Origin of the sequence: Klebsiella sp. K47 (assembly GCF_051858335.1) — a bacterium.
Taxonomy (GTDB): domain Bacteria; phylum Pseudomonadota; class Gammaproteobacteria; order Enterobacterales; family Enterobacteriaceae; genus Klebsiella; species Klebsiella pneumoniae.
On the sequence record NZ_JBPYUI010000018.1, the window covers coordinates 95,808 to 117,881 of the forward strand.

22 protein-coding genes and 1 pseudogene are annotated in these 22,074 nt (G+C 59.6%); 9 read left to right on the forward strand and 14 right to left on the reverse strand.

Features of this window, described 5'->3' with window-relative positions; genetic code table 11:
• The first annotated feature begins 132 nt into the window (after window positions 1–132).
• Window positions 133–2,391, forward strand: coding sequence for a catalase HPII (katE, locus tag RRF55_RS17845; RefSeq protein ID WP_130974912.1), 2,259 nt, complete (start codon window positions 133–135; stop codon window positions 2,389–2,391).
• A gap of 57 nt (window positions 2,392–2,448) precedes the next feature.
• Here katE and chbG read toward each other — a convergent pair whose 3' ends face one another.
• From chbG to osmE, 8 genes are all read right to left on the reverse strand, one after another.
• Window positions 2,449–3,207 carry a chitin disaccharide deacetylase gene (gene chbG / locus RRF55_RS17850; RefSeq protein ID WP_004183684.1) on the reverse strand — a complete coding sequence of 253 codons (759 nt, stop codon included), beginning with the start codon at window positions 3,205–3,207 and terminating at the stop codon, window positions 2,449–2,451.
• A 12-nt stretch (window positions 3,208–3,219) separates the two neighbouring features.
• Window positions 3,220–4,566, reverse strand: coding sequence for a 6-phospho-beta-glucosidase (locus tag RRF55_RS17855; RefSeq protein ID WP_016530008.1), 1,347 nt, complete (start codon window positions 4,564–4,566; stop codon window positions 3,220–3,222).
• Between the two features lie 110 nt (window positions 4,567–4,676).
• Window positions 4,677–5,501 carry a transcriptional regulator ChbR gene (chbR, locus tag RRF55_RS17860; protein ID WP_002901552.1) on the reverse strand — a complete coding sequence of 275 codons (825 nt, stop codon included), beginning with the start codon at window positions 5,499–5,501 and terminating at the stop codon, window positions 4,677–4,679.
• Between the two features lie 27 nt (window positions 5,502–5,528).
• Window positions 5,529–5,876: a PTS N,N'-diacetylchitobiose transporter subunit IIA gene (gene chbA / locus RRF55_RS17865; RefSeq protein ID WP_004140356.1), complete on the reverse strand. Its 348-nt coding sequence runs from the start codon at window positions 5,874–5,876 to the stop codon at window positions 5,529–5,531.
• A 53-nt stretch (window positions 5,877–5,929) separates the two neighbouring features.
• Window positions 5,930–7,288 carry a PTS N,N'-diacetylchitobiose transporter subunit IIC gene (gene chbC, locus RRF55_RS17870; protein WP_004148091.1) on the reverse strand — a complete coding sequence of 453 codons (1,359 nt, stop codon included), beginning with the start codon at window positions 7,286–7,288 and terminating at the stop codon, window positions 5,930–5,932.
• Between the two features lie 11 nt (window positions 7,289–7,299).
• Window positions 7,300–7,416: a hypothetical protein gene (locus RRF55_RS17875; RefSeq protein ID WP_014907779.1), complete on the reverse strand. Its 117-nt coding sequence runs from the start codon at window positions 7,414–7,416 to the stop codon at window positions 7,300–7,302.
• Window positions 7,417–7,435: 19 nt separating this feature from the next.
• On the reverse strand, window positions 7,436–7,756 hold the full coding sequence (gene chbB / locus RRF55_RS17880; RefSeq protein WP_002901547.1) for a PTS N,N'-diacetylchitobiose transporter subunit IIB: 321 nt from the start codon (window positions 7,754–7,756) through the stop codon (window positions 7,436–7,438).
• Between the two features lie 278 nt (window positions 7,757–8,034).
• Window positions 8,035–8,373, reverse strand: coding sequence for an osmotically-inducible lipoprotein OsmE (gene osmE / locus RRF55_RS17885; RefSeq protein WP_002901544.1), 339 nt, complete (start codon window positions 8,371–8,373; stop codon window positions 8,035–8,037).
• Between the two features lie 282 nt (window positions 8,374–8,655).
• Between osmE and nadE the strand changes: the two genes are divergently transcribed.
• Window positions 8,656–9,483: an ammonia-dependent NAD(+) synthetase gene (nadE, locus tag RRF55_RS17890; RefSeq protein ID WP_004151921.1), complete on the forward strand. Its 828-nt coding sequence runs from the start codon at window positions 8,656–8,658 to the stop codon at window positions 9,481–9,483.
• A 100-nt stretch (window positions 9,484–9,583) separates the two neighbouring features.
• Window positions 9,584–10,447 carry an excinuclease Cho gene (cho, locus tag RRF55_RS17895; RefSeq protein WP_002901541.1) on the forward strand — a complete coding sequence of 288 codons (864 nt, stop codon included), beginning with the start codon at window positions 9,584–9,586 and terminating at the stop codon, window positions 10,445–10,447.
• 87 nt (window positions 10,448–10,534) lie between these two features.
• On the opposite strand, the gene spy is transcribed toward cho, so the two are convergent.
• The 6 genes from spy to astC form a co-directional block, all read right to left on the reverse strand.
• Window positions 10,535–11,020 carry an ATP-independent periplasmic protein-refolding chaperone Spy gene (gene spy / locus RRF55_RS17900; protein WP_004217130.1) on the reverse strand — a complete coding sequence of 162 codons (486 nt, stop codon included), beginning with the start codon at window positions 11,018–11,020 and terminating at the stop codon, window positions 10,535–10,537.
• A gap of 343 nt (window positions 11,021–11,363) precedes the next feature.
• Window positions 11,364–12,329 carry a succinylglutamate desuccinylase gene (astE, locus tag RRF55_RS17905; RefSeq protein ID WP_032414806.1) on the reverse strand — a complete coding sequence of 322 codons (966 nt, stop codon included), beginning with the start codon at window positions 12,327–12,329 and terminating at the stop codon, window positions 11,364–11,366.
• A gap of 9 nt (window positions 12,330–12,338) precedes the next feature.
• On the reverse strand, window positions 12,339–13,664 hold the full coding sequence (astB, locus tag RRF55_RS17910) for an N-succinylarginine dihydrolase (protein WP_021312936.1): 1,326 nt from the start codon (window positions 13,662–13,664) through the stop codon (window positions 12,339–12,341).
• Window positions 13,661–15,139 (reverse strand): succinylglutamate-semialdehyde dehydrogenase, encoded by a 1,479-nt coding sequence (astD, locus tag RRF55_RS17915; RefSeq protein ID WP_004151922.1) that lies wholly within the window; start codon window positions 15,137–15,139, stop codon window positions 13,661–13,663. The genes astB and astD overlap by 4 nt, the downstream gene beginning before the upstream one ends.
• A complete protein-coding gene (astA, locus tag RRF55_RS17920) occupies window positions 15,136–16,170 on the reverse strand; it encodes an arginine N-succinyltransferase (RefSeq protein ID WP_004183681.1) in 1,035 nt (344 codons plus the stop codon). The genes astD and astA overlap by 4 nt, the downstream gene beginning before the upstream one ends.
• Entirely contained in the window at window positions 16,167–17,387 is a 1,221-nt protein-coding gene (gene astC, locus RRF55_RS17925) for a succinylornithine/acetylornithine transaminase (protein ID WP_002901489.1), read from the reverse strand. The genes astA and astC overlap by 4 nt, the downstream gene beginning before the upstream one ends.
• Before the next feature lie 438 nt (window positions 17,388–17,825).
• On the opposite strand from astC, the gene xthA reads away from it, so the two are divergent.
• The 6 genes and pseudogenes from xthA to RRF55_RS17955 all read left to right on the forward strand — a co-directional run.
• A complete protein-coding gene (xthA, locus tag RRF55_RS17930; protein WP_002901486.1) occupies window positions 17,826–18,632 on the forward strand; it encodes an exodeoxyribonuclease III in 807 nt (268 codons plus the stop codon).
• 213 nt (window positions 18,633–18,845) lie between these two features.
• Window positions 18,846–19,502, forward strand: coding sequence for a TVP38/TMEM64 family protein (locus tag RRF55_RS17935; RefSeq protein WP_004140389.1), 657 nt, complete (start codon window positions 18,846–18,848; stop codon window positions 19,500–19,502).
• On the forward strand, window positions 19,489–20,199 hold the full coding sequence (locus RRF55_RS17940) for a TVP38/TMEM64 family protein (RefSeq protein WP_004151923.1): 711 nt from the start codon (window positions 19,489–19,491) through the stop codon (window positions 20,197–20,199). The genes RRF55_RS17935 and RRF55_RS17940 overlap by 14 nt, the downstream gene beginning before the upstream one ends.
• Window positions 20,196–20,756, forward strand: a complete 561-nt coding sequence (locus RRF55_RS17945; RefSeq protein WP_004176519.1) for a carboxymuconolactone decarboxylase family protein — start codon at window positions 20,196–20,198, stop codon at window positions 20,754–20,756. Before RRF55_RS17940 ends, RRF55_RS17945 begins: the two co-directional genes overlap by 4 nt.
• A 2-nt stretch (window positions 20,757–20,758) precedes the next feature.
• Window positions 20,759–21,937, forward strand: a complete 1,179-nt coding sequence (locus tag RRF55_RS17950) for an ABC transporter substrate-binding protein (protein WP_040120427.1) — start codon at window positions 20,759–20,761, stop codon at window positions 21,935–21,937.
• Window positions 21,910–22,074 (forward strand): annotated as a pseudogene (locus tag RRF55_RS17955) (thiamine ABC transporter permease); the annotation flags it as partial. The gene RRF55_RS17950 and the pseudogene RRF55_RS17955, both read left to right, overlap by 28 nt.

Below are 22,074 nucleotides of genomic sequence, written 5' to 3' on the forward strand. Positions count from 1 at the left end.
CCTTCGCCGCCGATGCGCATTTTAGGATAACTCCCTGCCCCCTCGCCGGGCGCAGACAGCGTAATGTTCTATAGTTAGAAGGGTTTTGGTCTATCAACGACCACTTTTAGCAATGAAAGCAGGAGACGAGTAATGTCTGATAAGCACCCGAACCCTCACCAACAGCAGGCACCGGTCCACGACAGCGAGGAAGCGCAGCCGGGTCTCGATTCGCTGGCGCCGGACGATCGGGAGTTGCGCCCCACGCCGAAACCTACCGCTCCGGGCGTCGAACCCACCGCCCCAGGCAGCCTGAAAGCGCCCGATACTCATAACAGCAAACTGGATTCCCTGGAGGCGCAACGCAAAGGGGGGGAAGATTTTCCGCTGACCACCAACCAGGGCGTGCGCATTGCTGACGATCAGAATTCGCTGCGCGCCGGTAGCCGCGGCCCAACGCTGCTGGAAGATTTTATCCTGCGGGAGAAGATCACCCACTTTGACCACGAGCGTATTCCGGAGCGTATCGTTCATGCCCGCGGCTCTGCCGCCCACGGCTACTTCCAGCCCTACAAAAGCCTGGCTGCGTTGACTAAAGCCGATTTTCTTTCGTCAGCCGATAAAATCACCCCGGTGTTTGTACGCTTTTCCACCGTGCAGGGCGGCGCGGGGTCGGCGGACACCGTCCGCGATATTCGCGGCTTCGCTACCAAGTTTTACACTGACGAAGGGATTTTTGACCTGGTGGGCAACAACACACCGGTCTTCTTCATCCAGGACGCGATGAAGTTCCCCGACTTTGTCCACGCCGTGAAGCCTGAACCCCACTGGGCCATCCCACAGGGGCAGAGCGCCCACGATACTTTCTGGGACTATGTTTCCCTGCAGCCGGAAACGCTGCACAACGTGATGTGGGCGATGTCGGATCGCGGCATCCCGCGCAGCTATCGCACCATGGAAGGCTTCGGGATCCATACCTTCCGTCTGATTAATGCCGAGGGCAAAGCCACCTTCGTTCGCTTTCACTGGAAACCGGTCGCCGGCAAGGCGTCGCTGGTGTGGGATGAAGCGCAGAAGCTGACCGGCCGCGACCCCGATTTTCATCGCCGCGATCTATGGGAGGCCATCGAAGCCGGGGACTACCCGGAATTTGAGCTTGGCCTGCAATTGATCCCCGAAGAGAATGAATTTGCTTTTGACTTCGACCTGCTCGATCCCACCAAGCTGATCCCCGAGGCGCTGGTGCCGGTGCAGCGGGTTGGCAGAATGGTCCTCAACCGCAACCCGGATAACTTCTTTGCCGAAAATGAACAGGCGGCCTTCCATCCCGGACATATCGTCCCGGGCATTGATTTCAGCAACGATCCGCTGCTGCAGGGGCGTCTCTTCTCTTACACCGATACGCAAATTAGCCGCCTGGGTGGGCCGAACTTCCATGAAATCCCCATCAACCGTCCGACCTGCCCGTATCATAATTTCCAGCGTGACGGGATGCACCGGATGGACATTGACACCAATCCGGCCAACTACGAGCCCAACTCGATTAACGACAACTGGCCGCGCGAGACGCCGCCTGCCGCCAAACGCGGTGGCTTTGAGTCCCTCGCCGAGCGCGTCGACGGCGAAAAAATCCGCCAGCGCAGCCCTTCGTTCGGCGAATATTACGCCCAGCCGCGTCTGTTCTGGCTGAGCCAGACGCCGATTGAACAGCAGCATATTATCGATGGTTTCAGCTTCGAACTCAGCAAAGTGGTCCGCACCTGGATCCGCGAGCGGGTGGTCGATCATCTGGCCCACATTGATACTAAGCTTGCGGAAGCGGTTGGGGCGAACTTAGGCATCGAACTGAGCGACGATCAGCGCAACATTACCCTGCCCGCCCCGGTCAATGGCGTGGAGAAAGACCCCAGCCTCAGCCTCTACGCCGACGCCGAAGGAGATGTGAAAGGTCGCGTGGTGGCAGTCCTGCTCAACGAACGCACCTCAGCGCAGGATCTGGTTCAGCTCCTGCAGGCGCTGCAGGCCCAGGGCGTGCACAGCAAGCTGCTCTACTCGCGAATGGGCGAAGTCATTGCCGACGATGGTTCTCCGCTGCCGATCGCCGGCACCTTCGCCGGCTCCCCGTCGCTGACGGTGGATGCGGTGGTGGTGCCCGGCGGCGACCTCAGCGCCCTGAGTCAGAGCGGTGACGCGCCCTATTACCTGCTGGAAGCCTATAAACATCTGAAGCCGATCCTGCTGGCAGGGGATGCGCGGCAGCTGACGTCCGTTCTGCATGTTCCGACCCAAGGTGAAGAGGGGGTCATCGTCACCGATGCGCTCGACACGCCAGCGGCGGACAAACTGCTCGCCCTGATGACGGCCCACCGCGTGTGGTCGAGAAGCCCGAAAATCGCCGCTATTCCGGCGTAGTAAAAAGCCCGGCACGCTGTGCCGGGCTTGATTCACTTTCCCTTTCCCCCGTCGGGCTTACACGTCGCGGTAGGTTCCCAGACGATAACCCCGGTCGGCCACCGCCGCTTTCAGTGAAGCAGATGTCAGCACATCAAGCTCATCCAGTCGCGGATAGCAGTAGGCGCTGCCCATAATGATCCGATCGACATAAGCCGGATGACACATCACCTCCAGGGAGCGCTCCCCGCGGGCGATGGAGGCATCCAGCGTCTGCAGAAACAGTTCCTCAGAGACCGCTTCGCCGTAAAACTCGCTGCTGAAGCCGGCGCTGCTGCGCGCCGCCTGCTGGTCGAGCCCACTCTGCGCCGCCACCTGGCGGTCAATACGTAACGCAATGCCCTTCTCGCGGGCAAAGGCCGCGACGATGGGATAAATCTGGGCGAACATATGAACATGGTGATGGCTGTCGATATGCGTCGGCTCATGGCCGAAGAGTTCGACAAAACGATGGTACTGACACGCCAGCTCGTGGGCGATCTCTTCCAGCGGCAGGCTATCTTCTTCCGCCTGCTGCCAGATCCATTTGCCCAGCCGGCCATCGCGGGTTAATCCCGGCATGGCCGACAGCGGCTCGCCCAGCGTCAGTACAAAGTGCATACCGACCGCCAGCTCCGGAGTACTGCGGCTCAGCTGGGCGGCGTGGTCAATGGCCGCGCCGTTGACCAGCGCGGTGGTCGATGTCACCACGCCGTTGCGACAGGCCTCGATAATGCCGTAGTTCTGCCCTTTACTGAGGCCGAAGTCGTCGGCATTGACGATCAATACGCGTTCCATTTGCTACTCCCGTTACGATTTTAGTTTTTCGATCGTCGCCGCAAAGTTCGGCAGCCATTTTTCATGCGCCAGAATCATCTCCCGCGCCAGCTGTTCGGCGTCACGATCGGAATGGATCAGCGGGCTTAAGTTCAGCGCCAACAGGACATCGTTCAGCTCACCGCTGATCGCCGCCTGGCTGGCCGCCACTTCGAACCCCTTGATGGTGTAGATAAGCCCTAACACCTTCTCATCGAAATGAGTAATGCGCGGCGTCGGCTTCGCGCCGTCGCGGCCTAAGGTGCAGCTCATCTCTACCGCCCAGTCCGCCGGGATATTATCGACATGGCCATGATGCGGGATATTCACATAGTGCTCAGTCTGCTTGTCGTTATAGATGGCATTGATTACTTCGCAAGCGGCATCAGAGTAATAGGCCCCGCCGCGCTGCTCCAGCTCCTTCGGCTTAACGTTAAGATCCGGGTTTTTATACAGCTCGAACAGCTGTTTCTCCACCTTCTGCACCACCTGGGCGCGCGCACCGCCTTTGTAGTACTCGCCCATCTCAATCGCCAGCATCTCTTTTGGCTTAAAGTAGTAGAGCAGGTAAGAGCATGGGATCAGGCGCAGGGAGCGGATCAGCCCTTCGCTAAACGGCAGGTCGAAGATGTTTTTCACCGAGTTCGCGGTCAGACGGCCGGAGGCCACGCCGTCCAGCAGTTCATCGAAGCGCGAGACGCCGTTAACCAGCACGTCGCGGACGAACACCAGGTGGTTCAGACCAAACAGGTCGATATTCAGCTCATCGCTCGAGCTCAGCTGCAGCACGTCGGTGATGAACATCTTCATGCCGATAGGAATGTTGCACACGCCGATAAAGCGTTTGAAATTGGTGTGGCGATAGACCGCCTCGGTGACCATGCCCGCCGGGTTGGTAAAGTTGATGATCCATGCGTCGGGGCAAATTTCCTGCACATCTTTCACGATATCGAAAATCACCGGGATGGTGCGCAGTCCTTTAAACAACCCGCCCGCCCCGTTGGTCTCCTGACCCAGGTAGCCGTGACTCAGCGGGATGCGCTCATCTTTTTCACGCGCCTTCAGCTGGCCCACGCGCAGCTGGGTGGTGACGAAATCTGCGCCCTGCAGCGCTGCGCGGCGATCCAGCGTTTTATAGACTTTCATCGGCACGCCGGCTTTTTCCACCATCCGCTGGCACAGCGCGTGGATAATATCGAGCTTCTCCTGGCCCTCTTCGACGTCTACCAACCACAGTTCGCTTACCGGCAGTTCATGATAACGTTTCAGAAATCCTTCCAGTAATTCCGGGGTATAGCTGCTGCCGCCGCCAATAGTGACTACTTTTAATTTCTGGCTCATCTTTTTCTCCCTTAGGCGCTGCGCCTGGACGCAGGCCGCTCTCCGCAACAATGCGGACAGTTAACTTGAATGATTTTCGGTATAAACCTGGCGGCGAACGCCGCGCGGGTTTAATTAATACTGGTCAAATGTTTGCGATAACTGCTCGGCGTAAACGACGTCAGTTTTTTAAAGGTTTTAATAAACAGGCTCGGACTGCTGTAACCTGATTCATACGCAATATCCGTCACCGAATAATTGGTAATTTCCAGCTGTTTTTTGGCAAAGTTGATACGGATATCATTAATTATCTGCATCGGCGTTTTACCATAATAGCGCTGGGTCGCCCGGGTTAAATATTCCTGCGTTTTTCCGGATAAGCGAACCATATTTTCGAGAGCGCCTTCACCGAATTTCAGCTTATCATGCATGGCTTCCACGGTATTTTTTAACCATTGCGGCGTCACGTCGGCAACCGGCTCTTCACGATAGTGGCGTAAACGGTTAATGACATAAAAGGAGACCAGCTCGATAAATTCGTCAAATTCCGTTTCGCGAAAATTGAGTGAGGCGATGACCGACTCAACGTAGCCGAGAAAAGCGCTCTGCACGGCGTAGACTTGCGAAGCCACCAGACCAAACGGCAGCAGCGGCAGGTAGTGTTTCTCAAAGAAGCGTCTGCTGATGCCGACGTTAAGGATGCGCGTCGCCCCGAACTCGTAAAAGCTCTGGTGGTGCGAGCCCATCGGGATAAAGACGAAATCCCCGCGCTCCAGCAGCACCCGTTTGCCATTGATCTCCTGGTAATAGCGCCCGGTTAACACCACGGTAAATTCGTAGTAATCATGCTGGTGAAGCCCGCTCACGCTTTCCGTTTTGTTATAGATGACCACATGAAAGTTCTTCCCGTTGAACAGCTGTTGTTCTCTGGCGGTACTGATCTCGGTGGTCATCATTCTGGGCTGCCTCATCGTCGCGATGGCCTATTGTACCTTCTCGTGCAGCTCAATCAATTCGGCCACCAGCTCACGAGCCAGCATGGAGGTCATCAGATGGTCCTGGGCATGCACCAGCACCAGGCTGACCTTCATTTTCCCTTCGCCCTCGTCGCTTTCGATAAGCTGGGTCTGCACGCGATGCGCCTCGCTCAGCGCCTGGCGCGACTGCTCCATCATCGCTTTCGCTGCCGCAAAGTCGCCCTGCTTCGCCTGCTTCAGCGCGCCATAGGCCAGGCTACGGGCTTGTCCGGAGTTGATAATCAGCCCCATCACTACCTCTTCGAGGTCATTTTCCGGGGTCTCTACCGCGTCGATGTTGTCCAGATCAAACATAATATTTCCCTCATTTATCAGGCGGTACGGGACGCTGCCCGTACCGCGCGGTATCAGAATTTCAGTGCGTTAGCGATGTCTTCTTCGCTCTCTTCCTGCTCGATAACGGTCTGCGCTTTATTCGACAGCACCACAAACGGCAGGTAGACCAGGGTAGCGACGCCAAGGTTGAACAGGGCCACCAGCAGGGCGGCAACGCTGCCGTTACTGTTAAAGAACGCTCCCAAACCGGTCGGCATAGTCCACGGCGCCAGGTTGGTCACCGGTGGGATAATCCCCAGGCTGTAGGCCGCCAGCGTAATGGCCGCCAGAATCGGCTGAACCAGCACGAACGGGATGAACATCACCGGGTTCATGATGATCGGCAGACCAAACAGAATCGGTTCGTTAATCTGGAAGATGCCTGACGGCAGCGCCAGCTTGGCAACCTGACGATGGTCAGCGCGGCGAGAAGCGATAAAGATGGCGATAATCAGACCCAGCGTCGCCCCGGAGCCACCCAGCAGGATGTAGGAGTCGAGCATCGGCTTAGCCCAGAAGTGGAACTGTTTGCCCGCTTCGATGGCCGCATCAACAGAGCCGTACTGGTTGTACAGCGCGATGTTTTCCAGCGCCCACGGCGTCATGATGCCGTTATCCAGGGCGGTAAGCGCCAGAGAACCGTGCACACCGAAGAACCACAGCAGAGAGTTAAAGATAACGTATGCCCAGCCAACCACGCTGCCCATCGCCGCCAGCGGCGTCGAGATAGAGTCCATGATGATCTGGTGGAAGTTGCTGCCATAGCTCGCCAGGGCCCACGAGATAATGCCGAAGATGGAGAGGATCAAGAAGCCCGGGATCAGCGCTGAGAAAGAGCGTGATACCGACCCCGGCACGCTGTCCGGCAGTCTAATCACCCAGTTGCGACGGATCACGAAGGTGAACAGTTCCGCAACGACCAGACCGATAATCATCCCGGAGATGATGTTCTGCCCGCCCAACCAGTTGGCGCCCACCGCATAGGCTTCGCCCACGCTATACGGGGTCACGGTCATGAAGGCCGCCACCGCCAGCAGGCCAGCTGCCATCGGGTCAACTTTGCGCTCTTCCGCCAGCGCGGAACCGATAAAGAACGGCGCCATTAGCGACATAATCCCGAGGGTGCCGTTATAGACGTTTCCGCCGATAGCCTTAAAGCCGTTTAAGGTTTCAATGGTGGAGGCATCCAGGCGAATGCCCATGGAATAAAAGAAAGAGCCTTCGCCGAAGCTCAGAAAAACGTTGTTAATTAACACAAACATGGCCCCGGCGAGGGTCAACGGCATTAATTTAATAAATCCATTTTTTATTGCATTAATATGCGGCTGCTTTCCTATTTTCACTGCAAAAGGAAGGAGTACCTTTTCAAGCGAATCGATCACTTTACTCATAGTCAATACCCTTAAAAGCCGCAATAAACTATTACGGCGATGATGTATGAAATTACTCTTTGACGGGAAAATAAACTCATTATTTTTTGACGTCCGGCAACAGGCAGCCGCCAGGCGTCAAAATACATCGAGTTTTAAAAGTTAAAATTATTGTGCTGCAGCTTTCTTAATAGCCGCGACGGCGGCTTTCAATACCCCTAAACCATCAACTTTGCCATAGAGTAGGGAGTCGATAACTTCAACCGGTTTATTCGGCAGCAGGCGCTGAATTTCCGGTAACATATACGCAATTTGTGGCCCTAATAATACTACGTCGGCTTCCGGCCCTTTTTCGCCCGCGAGGGTTTCGGGATAGGCTTCAATAATGACCGGGACTTCATATTTTTCCGCCTGCGCCCGCATTTTGGAGACCAGCAGTGACGTGGACATGCCTGCCGAGCAGAAGAGATAAATGTGTTTCTTTTCCATGAACGCTTCCTCAATGTGTGAGACCAGGGCCTTCAGTAACCGCTGAGAGCCGGTAAGACTGGTAACATCCGGTTAATTCTGTTTATGAGTTGAGTATACGGCAAGCTGAGCCGCCAGGATAATTCGCTGTTGAACAGAATTGTCTCTCATTGACCTCCGGTTTTGACTACCCTCACATTTTCATCCAAATAATTCGCGCAATTAAATAAGCATCATGACTCACAAAAAAGCCCGACCAGTGGTCGGGCTTACGTAGAAGTCAGTAAACAGTAGGAAGCTTACCTGGCGTTGCGCGGGTCGGTATCATACTCGGCGCAGGTCTGGTAGCCGGAGTTCATGACGTGACCCGTTTCGTCGAGGGCCACAAAGTAGGTTTCAACTTTACCATCTCGTTGACCGAGGATATAGGTCTGGCAGGTGCCGCGGGCATGGACCATGGTGACTTCCGTTGAAGGTTTGCCGGCGATCTGCATCACCTGCTGACGCGACATCCCTTTCTTCACATCTTTCACCACCGGCTGGGTAAACTGGTCTTTGGTACGATCGTAAGCGGTACAGCCCGCCAGTAAGGTTAACGCGACGGTGACGCCCAGTATTCCTGCTAAGCTTTTGTTCATTTTGGTTCCTCTTTTCTACTGTGTAACGATAAGCCTGGAATAAATAGTGTTATTTTTCAAGCCGAACAGCGAAATCATGTCAGGTTATGTTATTGCGTAAACAGGATTGTTCTGCCGACGTCGGACGGCGGCGCAATGCGCGGTACAGCATCTATAATGAAAACCTATGTCATTGATTGCCTTCTTTTCCGGCAGTCAAAACCCCGGTCCTTGTCGTTTCAGCGGCAAAGAGGTAGCTTTAAGCCAACAGCTTGCCAAACAGATTCACTTTCGGAGGGCGCGATGACGCTACAACAAGAGATTATTCAGGCGCTGGGCGCAAAGCCGCAGATTGATGTCGCAGGCGAGATCCGCCGCAGCGTCGATTTCCTGAAGTCATACCTGCAGACCTACCCGTTTATTAAATCGCTGGTGCTGGGTATCAGCGGCGGTCAGGACTCCACCCTGACGGGAAAACTGTGCCAGATAGCGATTAACGAACTGCGTGCCGAAACCGGCGACAGTAGCCTGCAGTTTATCGCCGTCCGTTTACCCTATGGCGTGCAGGCTGATGAGCAGGACTGCCAGGACGCCATCGCATTTATCCAGCCTGACCGGGTGTTGACAGTCAATATTAAAGCTGCGGTGCTGGCCAGCGAACAGGCGCTGCGCGAAGCAGGCATCGAACTGAGCGACTTCGTTCGCGGAAATGAAAAAGCCCGTGAGCGAATGAAGGCCCAGTACAGCATCGCCGGAATGACCAAAGGAGTTGTGGTCGGTACCGACCATGCGGCGGAAGCGATTACCGGCTTTTTCACCAAATATGGCGACGGCGGCACCGACATCAACCCAATTTTCCGCCTGAACAAACGTCAGGGCAAACAGCTGCTGGCCCATCTCGGCTGCCCGGAACATCTGTATAAGAAGCTGCCCACCGCCGACCTGGAAGACGATCGCCCCTCCCTGCCGGATGAAGTGGCCCTGGGTGTCACCTACGAGAACATCGACGATTATCTGGAAGGCAAAACGCTGGACCCGAGCATCGCCAAAACGATCGAGGGCTGGTATCTGAAAACCGAACACAAGCGTCGGCCGCCGATCACCGTCTTTGACGATTTCTGGAAAAAATAGTCTCTCCCCCCGCCCCGGCCTGCGCCGGGGTTATTTTTTGTCCTTTTCGCCGCAAAAATGGCCTGCTATACTGGATGGATAGACAGTACCAGGAGTTATTGTGGCCAGAAAGCAATCAGCCCCGCGTCTCGAGTTTGAGGCGGCGGCGATCTATGAATATCCCGAACATCTTCGCCCGTGGCTGGAGGCGCTGCCGAAGCTGCCGGGCGTCTATCAGTTTCACGGCGACAGCGACACGATGCCGCTCTATATCGGTAAGAGCGTCAACCTCCGCAGCCGGGTGTTATCCCACCTGCGCACCCCTGAAGAGGCCGCGATGCTGCGTCAGTCGCGGCGTATCACCTGGCAGCGCACCGCTGGCGAGCTGGGAGCGCTGCTGCTGGAGGCGCGGTTGATTAAAGAGCAGCAGCCGCTGTTTAACAAGCGGCTACGGCGTAACAAGCAGCTCTGCGCCTGGCTACTTGCGGACGACCGGCCGCAGATTGTCTATGCCCGTGAGGTTGATTTCTCGCACCAGCAGCATCTCTATGGCCTGTTCGCCAACCGGCGGGCGGCGCTGCAGATGCTGCAGAGCCTCGCTGACGAACAGCGCCTCTGTTATGGCCTGCTTGGTCTGGAACCGCTCAGCCGCGGCCGCGCCTGCTTTCGCTCCGCGCTGGGCCGCTGCGCCGGGGCCTGCTGTGGAAAGGAGAGCGTGGAGGCGCACAAAGAGCGCCTGCTGGCGCAGATGAGCAGACTGCAGCTGGTGTGCTGGCCGTGGGCGGGGCCCGTGGCGCTGGAGGAGCGCGGCCCGGACATGACGCAGTATCACGTCATTCATAACTGGCTGTGGCTGGGCGCCGTTGAATCGCTCGACCAGGCGGCGGAGTTGACCCGTCTGCCCGCCGGATTTGACCAGGATGGTTACAAGATCCTCTGTAAGCCTTTGCTCAGCGGAGACTATCCGCTGCATCCGCTTGGCTGAGAAGCCACCAATAAAAAACCGCCGGCCCTGCCCAACGCCTGATGGCATTATTGGGCAAGACCGGCGGTCTTGATTCAGTGCGCTACATTATTCAGCAGGTGCAGGCATTTTACCTGCCGGCGCGTTGCGTTCTGTCAGATGCTTCTCAAAATTAGCATTGAACTGTTTTTTCTGCTCTGGGGTCAGAATGTTGTAGATCTTGTTCTGCGTTTCCAGGCGGGACAGCGCCATCGCTTTATGCTGCGCTTCCATCTTATCGATCTGCGCTTCCGCCTTCGCCTTATCGAAGGTGTCGCTGGCGATCAGATCGTGCATCGCGCGGCGTTCTTCAAGGGACGGACGTTTCATATTTTCGCGCTGGCTCTTCATGATGTCGCGGATCTGCTGCTTCTGCGCATCGGTCAGGTTCAGGCCTTTAAACATCATGTCATGCTGACCCGGGCCGCCTTTATGATGCATCATCATCGGCTTGCTGTCGCTCGGCGCGGTGGTGGTATCGGCGGCGTGTGCCAGGTTAGCCGCGCCCAGAGCCAGAGTAGAGGCAACAAACAGTGCAGTGAGTTTCTTCATCATTCAATCCTTACTTTACGTTATTCTTACGGCGCGTTGCCGTGTTGACGAGATTAACTTTACGACGTTAATCGTCAATTAGTCAGAGCAAGAGTAAAACAATGAAAGTGTAAAAAACAGTTTCTCGCCAATTATGGAGAAAATAAGGAATTTAGCCGAAGAATTGCAATAAAAAATAAATAACTTACTGTTTTGCAGAGAAATTATGGAGAGTATAAAGGAGGGGGGATTAAAAACAAAGCATTTTACCAGGAATAATCTGCAAATTTACACTGGGGCACGAAAAAATAAGATGGCGAAAAAAGACGCGCGAAATAAAGCAGGCCGCCTGGCGGACGGCTTGCCCTCAGGATAATTTCTCCAGCATCAGGCCGGCGCGCAGTCCTTTCGCCACCGTCGGGTTAGGAAACAGAACATACTCCGTCTCATGCCCCACCACATACCGCGTCTCGCCCTCCTCCGCCAGCAGCGTGCCGGGTTCGAAGGGGGTGAAGTTCAGCGTCTGATCCGCCATATGCAAGCGGAAATCATCGCTATGGCGGGTTAGCTGCTGTACCACCCGGTAGCGCAGCGGCGCTGGGGCGTCGGCAATGGCCAGATCCCCCACCAGCAGCCGGGAGAGCGCCCTCTGGACGGCGGCAAACTGCGTCAGATCGTTTTCCCCCAACGGCAGCGCTTTGCCCAGCTCAAGGGTGCAGGCCAGCGCCGCGAACCGTTCGCAGCTGAAGTGGGTGAAGGTCCCGCCGGGCTGGCGATGAAACACCAGCGCCTCCAGCCCGGCGCCGCCCAGCCAGTGAAGAAAATCCTCCTCCCACGGCGTATCGCGGGCCGGGAGCACGCCGAAGCGCGGATGTAGCGACCCGCGGATCGCGGTATGCAGATCGAGGTGCCAGCGCGGGCCATCGTGGTCGCGATAAAAGCGGGCCACCGCCTGCTCCAGCCGCTGCGCCCGCTGCGTCTCCTCACTGAGCGGAAACTGCCGCCAGCGCTCGCCAAACATGCGGTTCATATCGCTGTGCAGATAGCGCTTATTCGCCCGCAGCGCTGGTGGGTTGCCGACGATCACCAGCAGCCGCCAGCGCAGCGGGAGCGCCTCCCGGACCAGTCGCTGCACCAGCTGGTCGACTATCTCCACCGGCGCCGTTTCGTTGCCATGAATGGCGCAGGAAAGTACCAGCCCGCGCTCGCAGCGCGCATGCGGCGTCAGCTCAAGGATCCCTTCCCCGAGCCAGTGCCAGCGGAAATGAGCCGTCTCGCCGTGAAAGTGATGGGGCAATCGCCCCGCCAGGGTTAATGCCAGAAAATGTTCCACCGCGCCCCCTTATTGCTGAAATGGATAAACCGAACCGAGCTGCAGGATCTGGGTCAACCGATCCAGCGCGTCGCGCCCTTCCCGCAGCAGCTGCGGGTCGGCGAGGTCGGCCAGGGTGAGACGATCGCGATAGTAGCGATCCACCCAGTCATTGAGGGTGGCAAACAGCGTATCGTTCATCAGGACGTGCGGATTGACCGCCTGATACTCCTCGGCCGTCAACACCACCCGCAGGCGCAGGCACGCCGGACCGCCGCCGTTGGCCATGCTCTCGCGCAGATCGAACACCCGCAGGTCGGCGATAGGATTATCCCCGGCCAGCAGCTCATTGAGGTATTCCCACACGCCGGCATGCTCCTGCGCTTCCTGAGGCAGGATAAGCGCCATGCTGCCATCCGCCCGGCTCAACAGCTGGCTGTTGAACAGATAGGTGGCAACCGCCTCTGCCACCGAGACCCGGCTGGCGGGAACCACCAGCGGCGTAAAACCCGGCACCCGCTGCGCCAGCTGCTGGAGAAGCGTGGTCTGGTCGGCAAAGGCCTGCTCATGGCAGAACAGGACCTGACGGTTGCTCACCGCGATGACGTCGTTATGAAAAACCCCCGTGTCGATCGCCGCCGGATGCTGGCGGGCGAAGATCAGCTGGCGGGGATTGACCTGATTGAGGCGCGCTACCGCCTGGCTGGCCTCAAGGGTTTGCCGCGCCGGATAGCGACGCGGCGCCTCCTCGCTCCCCCGGCGGCGGCCATAGACAAAGAGCTGGGCGCCGGGAGCGCCATACTCGCCGCCGAGACGATTATGGTTCGCCGCCCCTTCGTCGCCAAACCAGGCCGAGGCGGGCAGCGCCGGGTGGATAGCAAATCGCGTGCGGTCGGGGAAAATCGCCTGCAGCAGCGCCTCTGTAGTCGGTGCTTCGCTGGCGCGGTGGAATTTATCCTGCAGATTCGCCACCGTCAGATGCACCAGGCCATCCAGCGAATCGGCGGAGGGACACACCGTCGCCGCGTTCGCCACCCACATCGCCGAGGCCGAACTCACCGCCGACAGCAGATCCGGCTCCTGCTGCGCCACCCGGGCCACCACCTGCTCATCGCTGCCGCTAAAGCCCAGCTGGCGCAGAAGCGGCACGTTGGGACGCTCCTGCGGCGGGATCACCGCCTGCGGGTAGCCGGCGTCGGCGAGGGCTTTCATTTTTTTCAGCCCCTGCTTTGCCGCCAGCTGCGGGTTAGACACCCGATAGCGATGCCGGGTGGAAGCCTCATTGCCAAAGGAGAGCCCGGCGTAGTGATGGGTCAGCCCGGGCAGACCGTCAAAGTTGACTTCGCGGGCGGTCATGACGCCTCCCCGGCCAGAAAGTCGAGCCCCGGGCTCAGGCTGGCGGGCAGCGTCAGGGTCGGCGATTCAAGGCTGGCCATCGGCCAGGCGCAATAATCGGCGGCATACCAGGCCCCCGGACGATGGTTACCGGACGCCCCGGTGCCGCCGAACGGCGCGGTACTCGCCGCCCCGGTCAGCGGTTTGTTCCAGTTAACTATCCCTGCCCGCGCCTCGAGCAGCAGTCGATCGAACTTCTCCCGTTCCGGAGAGATTAACCCACAGGAGAGGCCGAAGCGGGTGGCGTTGGCTAAGGCAATCGCCTCCTCGAAAGTGTCGTAGCGCCAGACCCCAAGCAGCGGGCCAAACACCTCTTCATCTTCGACATTGGCCACGTCGCTCATGTCGACAATCCCCGGCGTTAGCAGCGACGTCCCGGCCTGCAATAACCGCGGCTCCAGCAGGGTGACCGCGCCAGCGGCGACCCGCTGCAGCCAGGCCTGATGCACTTTCTGCGCGGCTTGTTCAGAGATAAGCCCGCCGAGAAACGGCTGCGGCTCGGCGTCCCACGCCGCCGGGATCAGCCGCTGGCTCACCGTCACCAGCCGGGAGAGGAAGGCATCGCCCGCCTCGCCGCGCCGGACCAGCAGACGGCGGGCGCAGGTGCAGCGCTGGCCGGCGGTAATAAAGGCGGACTGGATGGTCAGATGCACCGCGGCATCCACGTCCCGCGGATCGTCGACGATCAGCGGGTTATTGCCGCCCATCTCCAGCGCGAGGATCTTCTGCGGCTGCCCGGCCAGCTGGCGATGCAGATGAAAACCGGTGGTTGAGCTGCCGGTAAACAGCAGTCCGTCGATATCCGCCTGGCCGCTGAGCGCCTCGCCGGTTTCCCGACCGCCCTGCACCAGGTTGAGCACCCCGGCGGGCAGGCCGGCCTGCTGCCATAGTTTCACCACCGCTTCGCCGCTGCGCGGGGTGAGTTCGCTGGGTTTAAAGACCACGGTATTGCCCGCCAGCAGCGCCGGCACGATGTGCCCGTTCGGCAGATGGCCGGGAAAGTTATAGGGGCCAAACACCGCCAGTACGCCGTGCGGCCGGTGACGCAGCGTGGCGGCGCCGTCGGGCAGGTCGCTGTGCTGTTCGCCGGTGCGGACGTGGTAGGCCTTCACCGAGATCGCCACCTTGTTGATCATCGCCGTCACTTCCCCGGCCGCCTCCCAGCGCGGCTTTCCGGTCTCGGCGCCGATAACCGCCGTCAGCTCCGCCTTACTGGCTTCCAGCAGAGCGGCAAACTTTTCAACGATCGCCTGACGGGCGGCAAACGGCAGCCGCGCCCAGGACGGGAACGCCTGGCGGGCAGCCGCCACCGCCTCGGCAACCTGCCCGGCATCCGCCGCCTCGCCCTGCCAGACAACCTTCAGGTTAACCGGATCCTGTTTACTGAAACCTGGCCCACGGCCGGGCCGCCACTCGCCGTTAATCCACAGACTCATGCAGTTTTCTCCTCAGGGATCAGGCGCACCATGCGCACCTGGTCGCCGGCATGACACTTCAGCATATCCAGTTCGCGGGCGCTGAGGGTCAGGGTGTCGCCATCCGGATCGGCATGCACCAGCAGAGCGCGGAACTGGTGATACTGTTCATTCGCCACCAGGCACAGCGGCCAGTCACCGGGCGAGGTTTCACCTGCCTCGGTGGTCACCAGACGGCTTTTGCGGATCGCCCGCACCCGGTCGATGTCGCACTCCAGAGTCGGGCCGCCGTCGAAAATATCGATGTAGTTCAGGTAGCGGAACCCCTCTTTCTCCAGCACCGTCCGGGCCGGGGCGGTCTGCGGATGAACCTTGCCGATCACCGCCTGTGCCTCAGGGGAAAGGAAATCGATATACAGCGGATGCTTGGGCATCAGGGCGGCAATGAAAGCCTTCTGTCCGGTGCCGCACAGGTAGTCGGCACGGGAAAACTCCATGGCGAAAAAGCGTTTGCCCAGGCTCTCCCAGAACGGCGAGTAGCCCTGCTCGTCAATCACCCCGCGCATCTCGGCGACCACCTTCTCATTGAAGCGCTCGCGAAAGGCGGCCATAAATAAGAAGCGTGATTTCGACAGCAGATAGCCATTGCCCTCTTTGCGCCACTGCGGGTCGAGGAACAGGGTGCACAGCTCGCTGCTGCCGGTATGATCGTTGCTGAGAAACAGCGTCGGCAACGCCTGATAGACGTTGAGCTCCTTCGAGGCATGGACCTGGGTGCCGACCCGGTAGTTATACCAGGGATCGTTGAGCCCCACCGCCACCTCGATCGCGCAGATGCCCACCACCGCGCCGCTTTCGCTCTCCTCCAGCACAAAGACATAGCCCTGCTCGCTTTTCGGTAGCTCGCCGCGCCAGGTCTGCTGCGAGCGGGCGATCCGCGCCGCGAGGGTCGCTTCATCCACCGGCAGCGAGGTCAGCCCGCCGCCGGTCTCCGCTGCCAGCTTCAGCAGCCCGGGCAAATCGCCCGGCTCCACCGGTCGAATAACCATCATGATGAGACTCCTGCCACGAAACGCGCGCAGGCCCGCTCGACGCGATCCAGCCCGCTGTTCACCTCTTCTTCACTGACGTTCAGCGCTGGCGCGAAACGCACCACGTTGGCGCCGGCGATTAGAATCATCACCCCCTCTTCCGCCGCCAGGTTACTGAGGGTTTTCGCCTTCCCGGCCCAGGCGTCGTTTAGCACGCAGCCGAGCAGCAGTCCCAGGCCGCGGATCTCCTTGAACAGGCCATAGCGGGCGTTAATTGCCTGCAGGCGTTCACAAAACCACTGATGGCGCTGTCTGACGCCGGAGAGCACTTCCGGGGTGTTGACGATCGACAGCAGTTCGCCGGCCACCGCCCCGGCCAGCGGGTTACCGCCGTAGGTGGTGCCGTGGGTGCCGACGGTCATCACGCTGGCGCAGGCCTCTGTCGCCAGCAGCGCGCCGATAGGGAAACCACCGCCCAGCGCTTTGGCGGTGGTCAGCACATCGGGCGTCACGCCGTAGTGCATATAGGCATACAGCTCGCCGGTGCGCCCGACCCCGGTCTGCACTTCATCGAAAATCAGCAGGGCGTTGTGCTGGTCGCAAAGCTGACGCAGGCCGCGTAAAAACTCGACGCTGGCCGGCACCACGCCCCCTTCGCCCTGCACCGGCTCGACGATCACCGCGCAGGTCTGGTCATTGATTAAGGCCTTTGCCGACTCGAGATCGTTAAATACGGCATGCTGGATCTGCGGCGGCAGCGGGGCGAAATCACGGGAATAGGCCGGCTGACCGCCCGCCGAGACGGTGAACAGCGTCCGCCCGTGGAAAGCGTTCTGAAAGGCGACGATGCCACTTTTCTCGCTGCCAAAGCGATCGTGGGCATATTTACGCGCCAGCTTGAGCGCTGCCTCATTGGCCTCGGCGCCGGAGTTACAGAAGAAGACCCGGTCGGCGAAGGTAGCATCGATAAGCATTTTGGCCAGACGCAGGATCGGCTCATTGGTGTAGCCGTTGCCGGTATGCCAGAACTTGCCGGCCTGGTCGGTCAGGGCTTGCACCAGACGCGGATGGGCATGCCCCAGCGCGTTCACGGCGATGCCGCCGGCAAAATCGATATACTCTTTGCCCTGCTGATCCCACAGCCGTGACCCGGCGCCCCGCACCGGAATAAACGCCGCTGGCGCGTAGACCGGCATCATCCATTCATCAAAGTGGTTACGCGTAATTGACTGAGACATATCGACCTCTTCCGGTAAATTAAAAGTAGCAATAATGTTAATAAATATGAGTTATTACGCTGTAAATGTAGATTGCACAGTTCGTGCCAGCCAGCGATAAAAATGCATAAATCGGATGAGATAACGCGGAATCAATGAGTTACAGCCGAACGCTATTCACATAAAATGCATATTTAGTGAATAAGTATCCGACAAAGGGGGGTAAACAGTGATTAAAGAAGATAAATTATGCAACGGTAAGATATAATTCTGTAATTGTGATCCTCTGCGAAATTTATCGTAGATATTTGCCCTTTTTTGGCGCGACATGCCCGCAAAAGGGGCACCCACGGCACGCTCATGCGCAGCGATTGGCAGAATGACGCATCCGGTGGCAGCCAGCCTGGCGAATTTCTGCTACCATCCCTGCACTATTCACCTTGCACAGTGGCAGCGACTATGAAATTCGTCTCTTTTAATATCAACGGCCTGCGTGCCCGCCCACACCAACTGGCCGCCATCGTCGAAAAACACCAGCCGGACGTGATTGGCCTGCAGGAAACCAAAGTTCACGACGACATGTTCCCTCTCGAAGAGGTCGCCAGGCTCGGCTATAACGTCTTTTATCACGGGCAGAAAGGCCATTATGGCGTCGCGCTGCTGACCAAAGAGACGCCGATTGCCGTCCGCCGCGGTTTCCCGGACGATGGCGAAGAGGCTCAGCGCCGCATCATTATGGCGGAGATCCCGTCGCCCTTCGGCAACGTCACAGTGATTAACGGCTATTTCCCGCAGGGTGAAAGCCGCGATCATGAAACCAAATTCCCGGCCAAAGCGGCGTTCTATCAGAATCTGCAGAACTATCTGGAGACCGAGCTCAACAAAGAGAATCCGGTGCTGATCATGGGCGATATGAACATCAGTCCTACCGATCTGGACATCGGTATCGGTGAAGAGAACCGCAAACGCTGGCTGCGCACCGGCAAATGTTCCTTCCTGCCGGAAGAACGGGAATGGATGGACCGCCTGCTGGGCTGGGGCCTGGTGGATACCTGGCGTCAGGCTAACCCCGACAATCATGAGCATTTCTCGTGGTTTGATTACCGCTCCAAAGGCTTCGACGATAACCGTGGGCTGCGCATCGATCTGCTGCTGGCCAGCCAGCCTCTGGCGCAGCGCTGCGTGGAAACCGGGATCGATTACGAGATCCGCGGGATGGAAAAACCGTCCGACCACGCGCCGGTGTGGGCCACCTTCCGGCCATAATTCACGCCCTTCTCTCGCCTCCCGCTGTGCGGGGGGCAGAATTTCCTGAGCAAAATCAACAAAGCGACGGTAAACCATTGTGACGGTCGTCGGAACAGGATACTGTCGCGCGCACTTTTTGATGTCCACTGCGTCCAGACTGTACAGGAGCACCTCTCATGCAAAAGAAGCCGTCATCCGGCCATTGGTAAAGGGCTGGGACTTCTCGCGCTGGTGGCCACGCTGGCCGTTATCAGCCACCGCGTCGGTCTCCACGATCTGCTGACTCACCTGCATCTGCTTCAGGACACCCTCCGCCATCAGGGCGCCTGGGGATATCTGGTCTATGCTGCGCTGTTTATCATTGCCACCCTGTGTCTGATCCCCGGCAGCCTGCTGGTGATCGCCGGCGGGATGCTCTTCGGCCCGCTAACAGGCTCCCTGCTCTCGTTTGCCGCCGCCACCCTCGCCTCTTCGCTGTCGTTTTTAATCGCCCGCTGGCTTGGGCGCGATCTGCTGCAGCGCTATGTGGGCCATACCACCGTCTTTCAGGCGATTGAGCGCGGTATCGCCCGCAGTGGCTGCGATTTCCTGATCCTCACCCGCCTGGTGCCGCTCTTTCCCTACAATATTCAGAATTACGCCTACGGCCTGACGGCGATCCGCTTCTGGCCCTTTACCCTGATCTCGGCCGTGACCACCCTGCCGGGTCTGGTCATCTATTCGGTGATGGCCAGCGAACTGGCCCGCGAGGGGGTGACCCTCGCCTTCGCGCTAAAACTGAGCCTCGCCGGCGGGCTGCTGTTTGCCCTGGTGCAGATAGGCAAACGGTTTGCCCGCGCCCGTCGCGTGGCGGCGTGCAGTGAGGAGGTGCGCCATGACCCAACCTGATCGCCGTCACCTGCGCCGCGCCCGGCTGGCCCTTGCCGTCGTGGTCGCCGCCGCTCTGGCCGCCTGGCTGTGGTTTCCTGGCGGGCGTACCTTTCTGCAGCAGAGTCTGACGGCGTTAGCCTCCCTGGATCCGCAGCAGGTCAGAGGGTTTATCGCCGCCTGGGGGCCGCAGGCCGCGCTGGTCTCATTTGCGCTGATGATCCTCCAGGCGATCGTCGCTCCGCTGCCGGCTTTCCTGATTACCCTGGCGAACGCCGCCCTGTTCGGCGCCTTCTGGGGCGGGGCGCTGTCGTGGTTCAGCGCCATGGTCGGGGCCGGGCTCTGCTTCTGCATCGCCAGAGCGCTGGGGCGCGAAGTGGTGGAGAAACTCACCGGCCGCGCGGTGCTGCGCAGTGCCGACGGCTATTTCACCCGCTTTGGCCCGCAGACGATCCTGGTCTGCCGCCTGCTGCCGTTTGTCCCGTTTGACCCGGTCAGCTATGCCGCCGGACTAACCTCGCTGCGCTTCTGGCCCTTTATGCTGGCCACCGGCGTGGGCCAGCTCCCGGCGACTATCGTTTATTCCTGGGCCGGGAGTCTGCTCACCGGGGGCACCTTCTGGCTGGCTACCGGGCTTTCGCTGCTTTTTGCCCTGGCGGTGGTCATCTCTATCGCCAAAAATATTTACCGTGAACGTCATAAGAGATCGTCGCCATGAGCTTACCCCCGCTGGATTCTGTCCCCCTGATCCTTCGTCCGCAGGCCTGGCTGCACCGCCGGCATTACGGCCAGGTGCTGAGCCCCATTCGCTGGTGGGGTCGGATCCCGTGGCTGTTTTACCTGGTTTCGCTGTTCGTGGGCTATATTGAACGCCGCCGCTCGCCGCTGGATCCGGTGCTGCGCTCGCTGGTCAGCGCCCGCATCGCCCAGCTGTGCCACTGCGAATTCTGTATCGATATCACCAGCATGACCCTCGCGGCGCGGAGCGGGAGCCAGGACAAGCTGCTGGCGGTCGCCGACTGGCGCAGCAGTACGCTGTTCAGCGAAAAAGAGCGCCTGGCGCTGGCCTATGCCGAAGCCGCCACCCAGACGCCGCCGGCGGTGGATGATGCCCTGCGTAGCGCGATGGCCGCGCATTTTGACGCCCGGGCGCTCACCGAGCTGACCGCCCTGATCGGCCTGCAAAATTTATCAGCGCGGTTCAATGCCGCGATGGCGATCCCGGCTCAGGGGTTGTGCCAGATACCCACCTCTTCCTCGCAGAATAAGGAGTAACGATGCGCCGTTTGCGTGATTACAGCCTCTGTCTGTGCCTGCTGCTGCTCTGGCCGCTGGCGGTTAATGCCGACGACAGCTGGCGGCAGATTCAGACGGAAGCCCGCGGACAGACCGTCTGGTTTAACGCCTGGGGCGGCGACCCGGCCGTCAATCGCTATCTGGCGTGGGTCAGCGAAGAGGTCAAACGCTATTACGCAATCGACCTGCGTATTGTGCCTGTCGCCGACGCCGCCGACGCAGTGAAACGCATCCAGACCGAGGCGCAGGCCGGTCGTCGCCAGGGCGGGTCAGTGGATCTGCTGTGGATCAACGGCGAAAACTTTCGCACGCTTAAGCAGGCCGATCTGCTGCTCACCGGCTGGGCCGAATCGCTGCCCAACTGGCGCTATGTCGATCAGCAAAAGCCGGTACGGGAAGATTTTTCTGTCGCCACCGAGGGCGCGGAGTCGCCGTGGGGCAGCGCCCAGCTGACGTTTATCGCCCGCCGCGGGCAAACGCCGCAGCCGCCCACCAGCCCGCAGGCCCTGCTGGCCTTCGCCAGAGCCCATCCGGGCAGCGTAACCTACCCGCGGCCGCCGGACTTCACCGGTACCGCCCTGCTGGAGCAACTGCTGATCGCGCTCACCGACCAGCCAGCCGCCCTGCGCCAGCCGCCGCAGCCGGCGACCTTCGCGGCGGTCACCGCCCCGCTGTGGCGCTATCTCGATGCGCTGCACCCGGCTCTGTGGCGGGCGGGCAAGGATTTCCCGGCGTCGCCGGCGCGGATGGACGCCATGCTCAACCAGGGCACCCTCCGCCTGTCGCTGACGTTTAACCCGCTGCACGCCCGGCAGAAAGCCGCCAGCGGCGAATTACCGACGGACAGCTACAGCTTCGGCTTTACCGCGGGGACCCTCGGCAACGTCCATTTCGTTACCATCCCGGCTAACGCCCGCGCTGTCGCTGGCGCCAAAGTAGTGGCCAATTTCCTGCTCTCCCCTGAGGCGCAATTGCGCAAGGCCGATGCCGCCGTCTGGGGCGATCCGAGCGTACTGGGTCCGCAGCGTCTGCCTGACGGCCAGCGCCAGGCGCTGGCGGCAGCCCTGCCGCAGGATCTGCCGCCGGTGCTTGCCGAGCCTCACGCGGCATGGGTTGACGCGCTGGAGCAGGAATGGCTGCGCCGCTACGGTACCCACTGATCCTGCTGGCCTGGGGGGCGATGGCGGCGATCTATCTGCCGCTGCTCCCCGCCGCCGGGGAACTGGTGGGCGCTGCGCGCTCCCCGGCCCACTGGCGGGCGCTGTTCGCCGACCCGCAGCTGGGCCAGGCGCTGGCC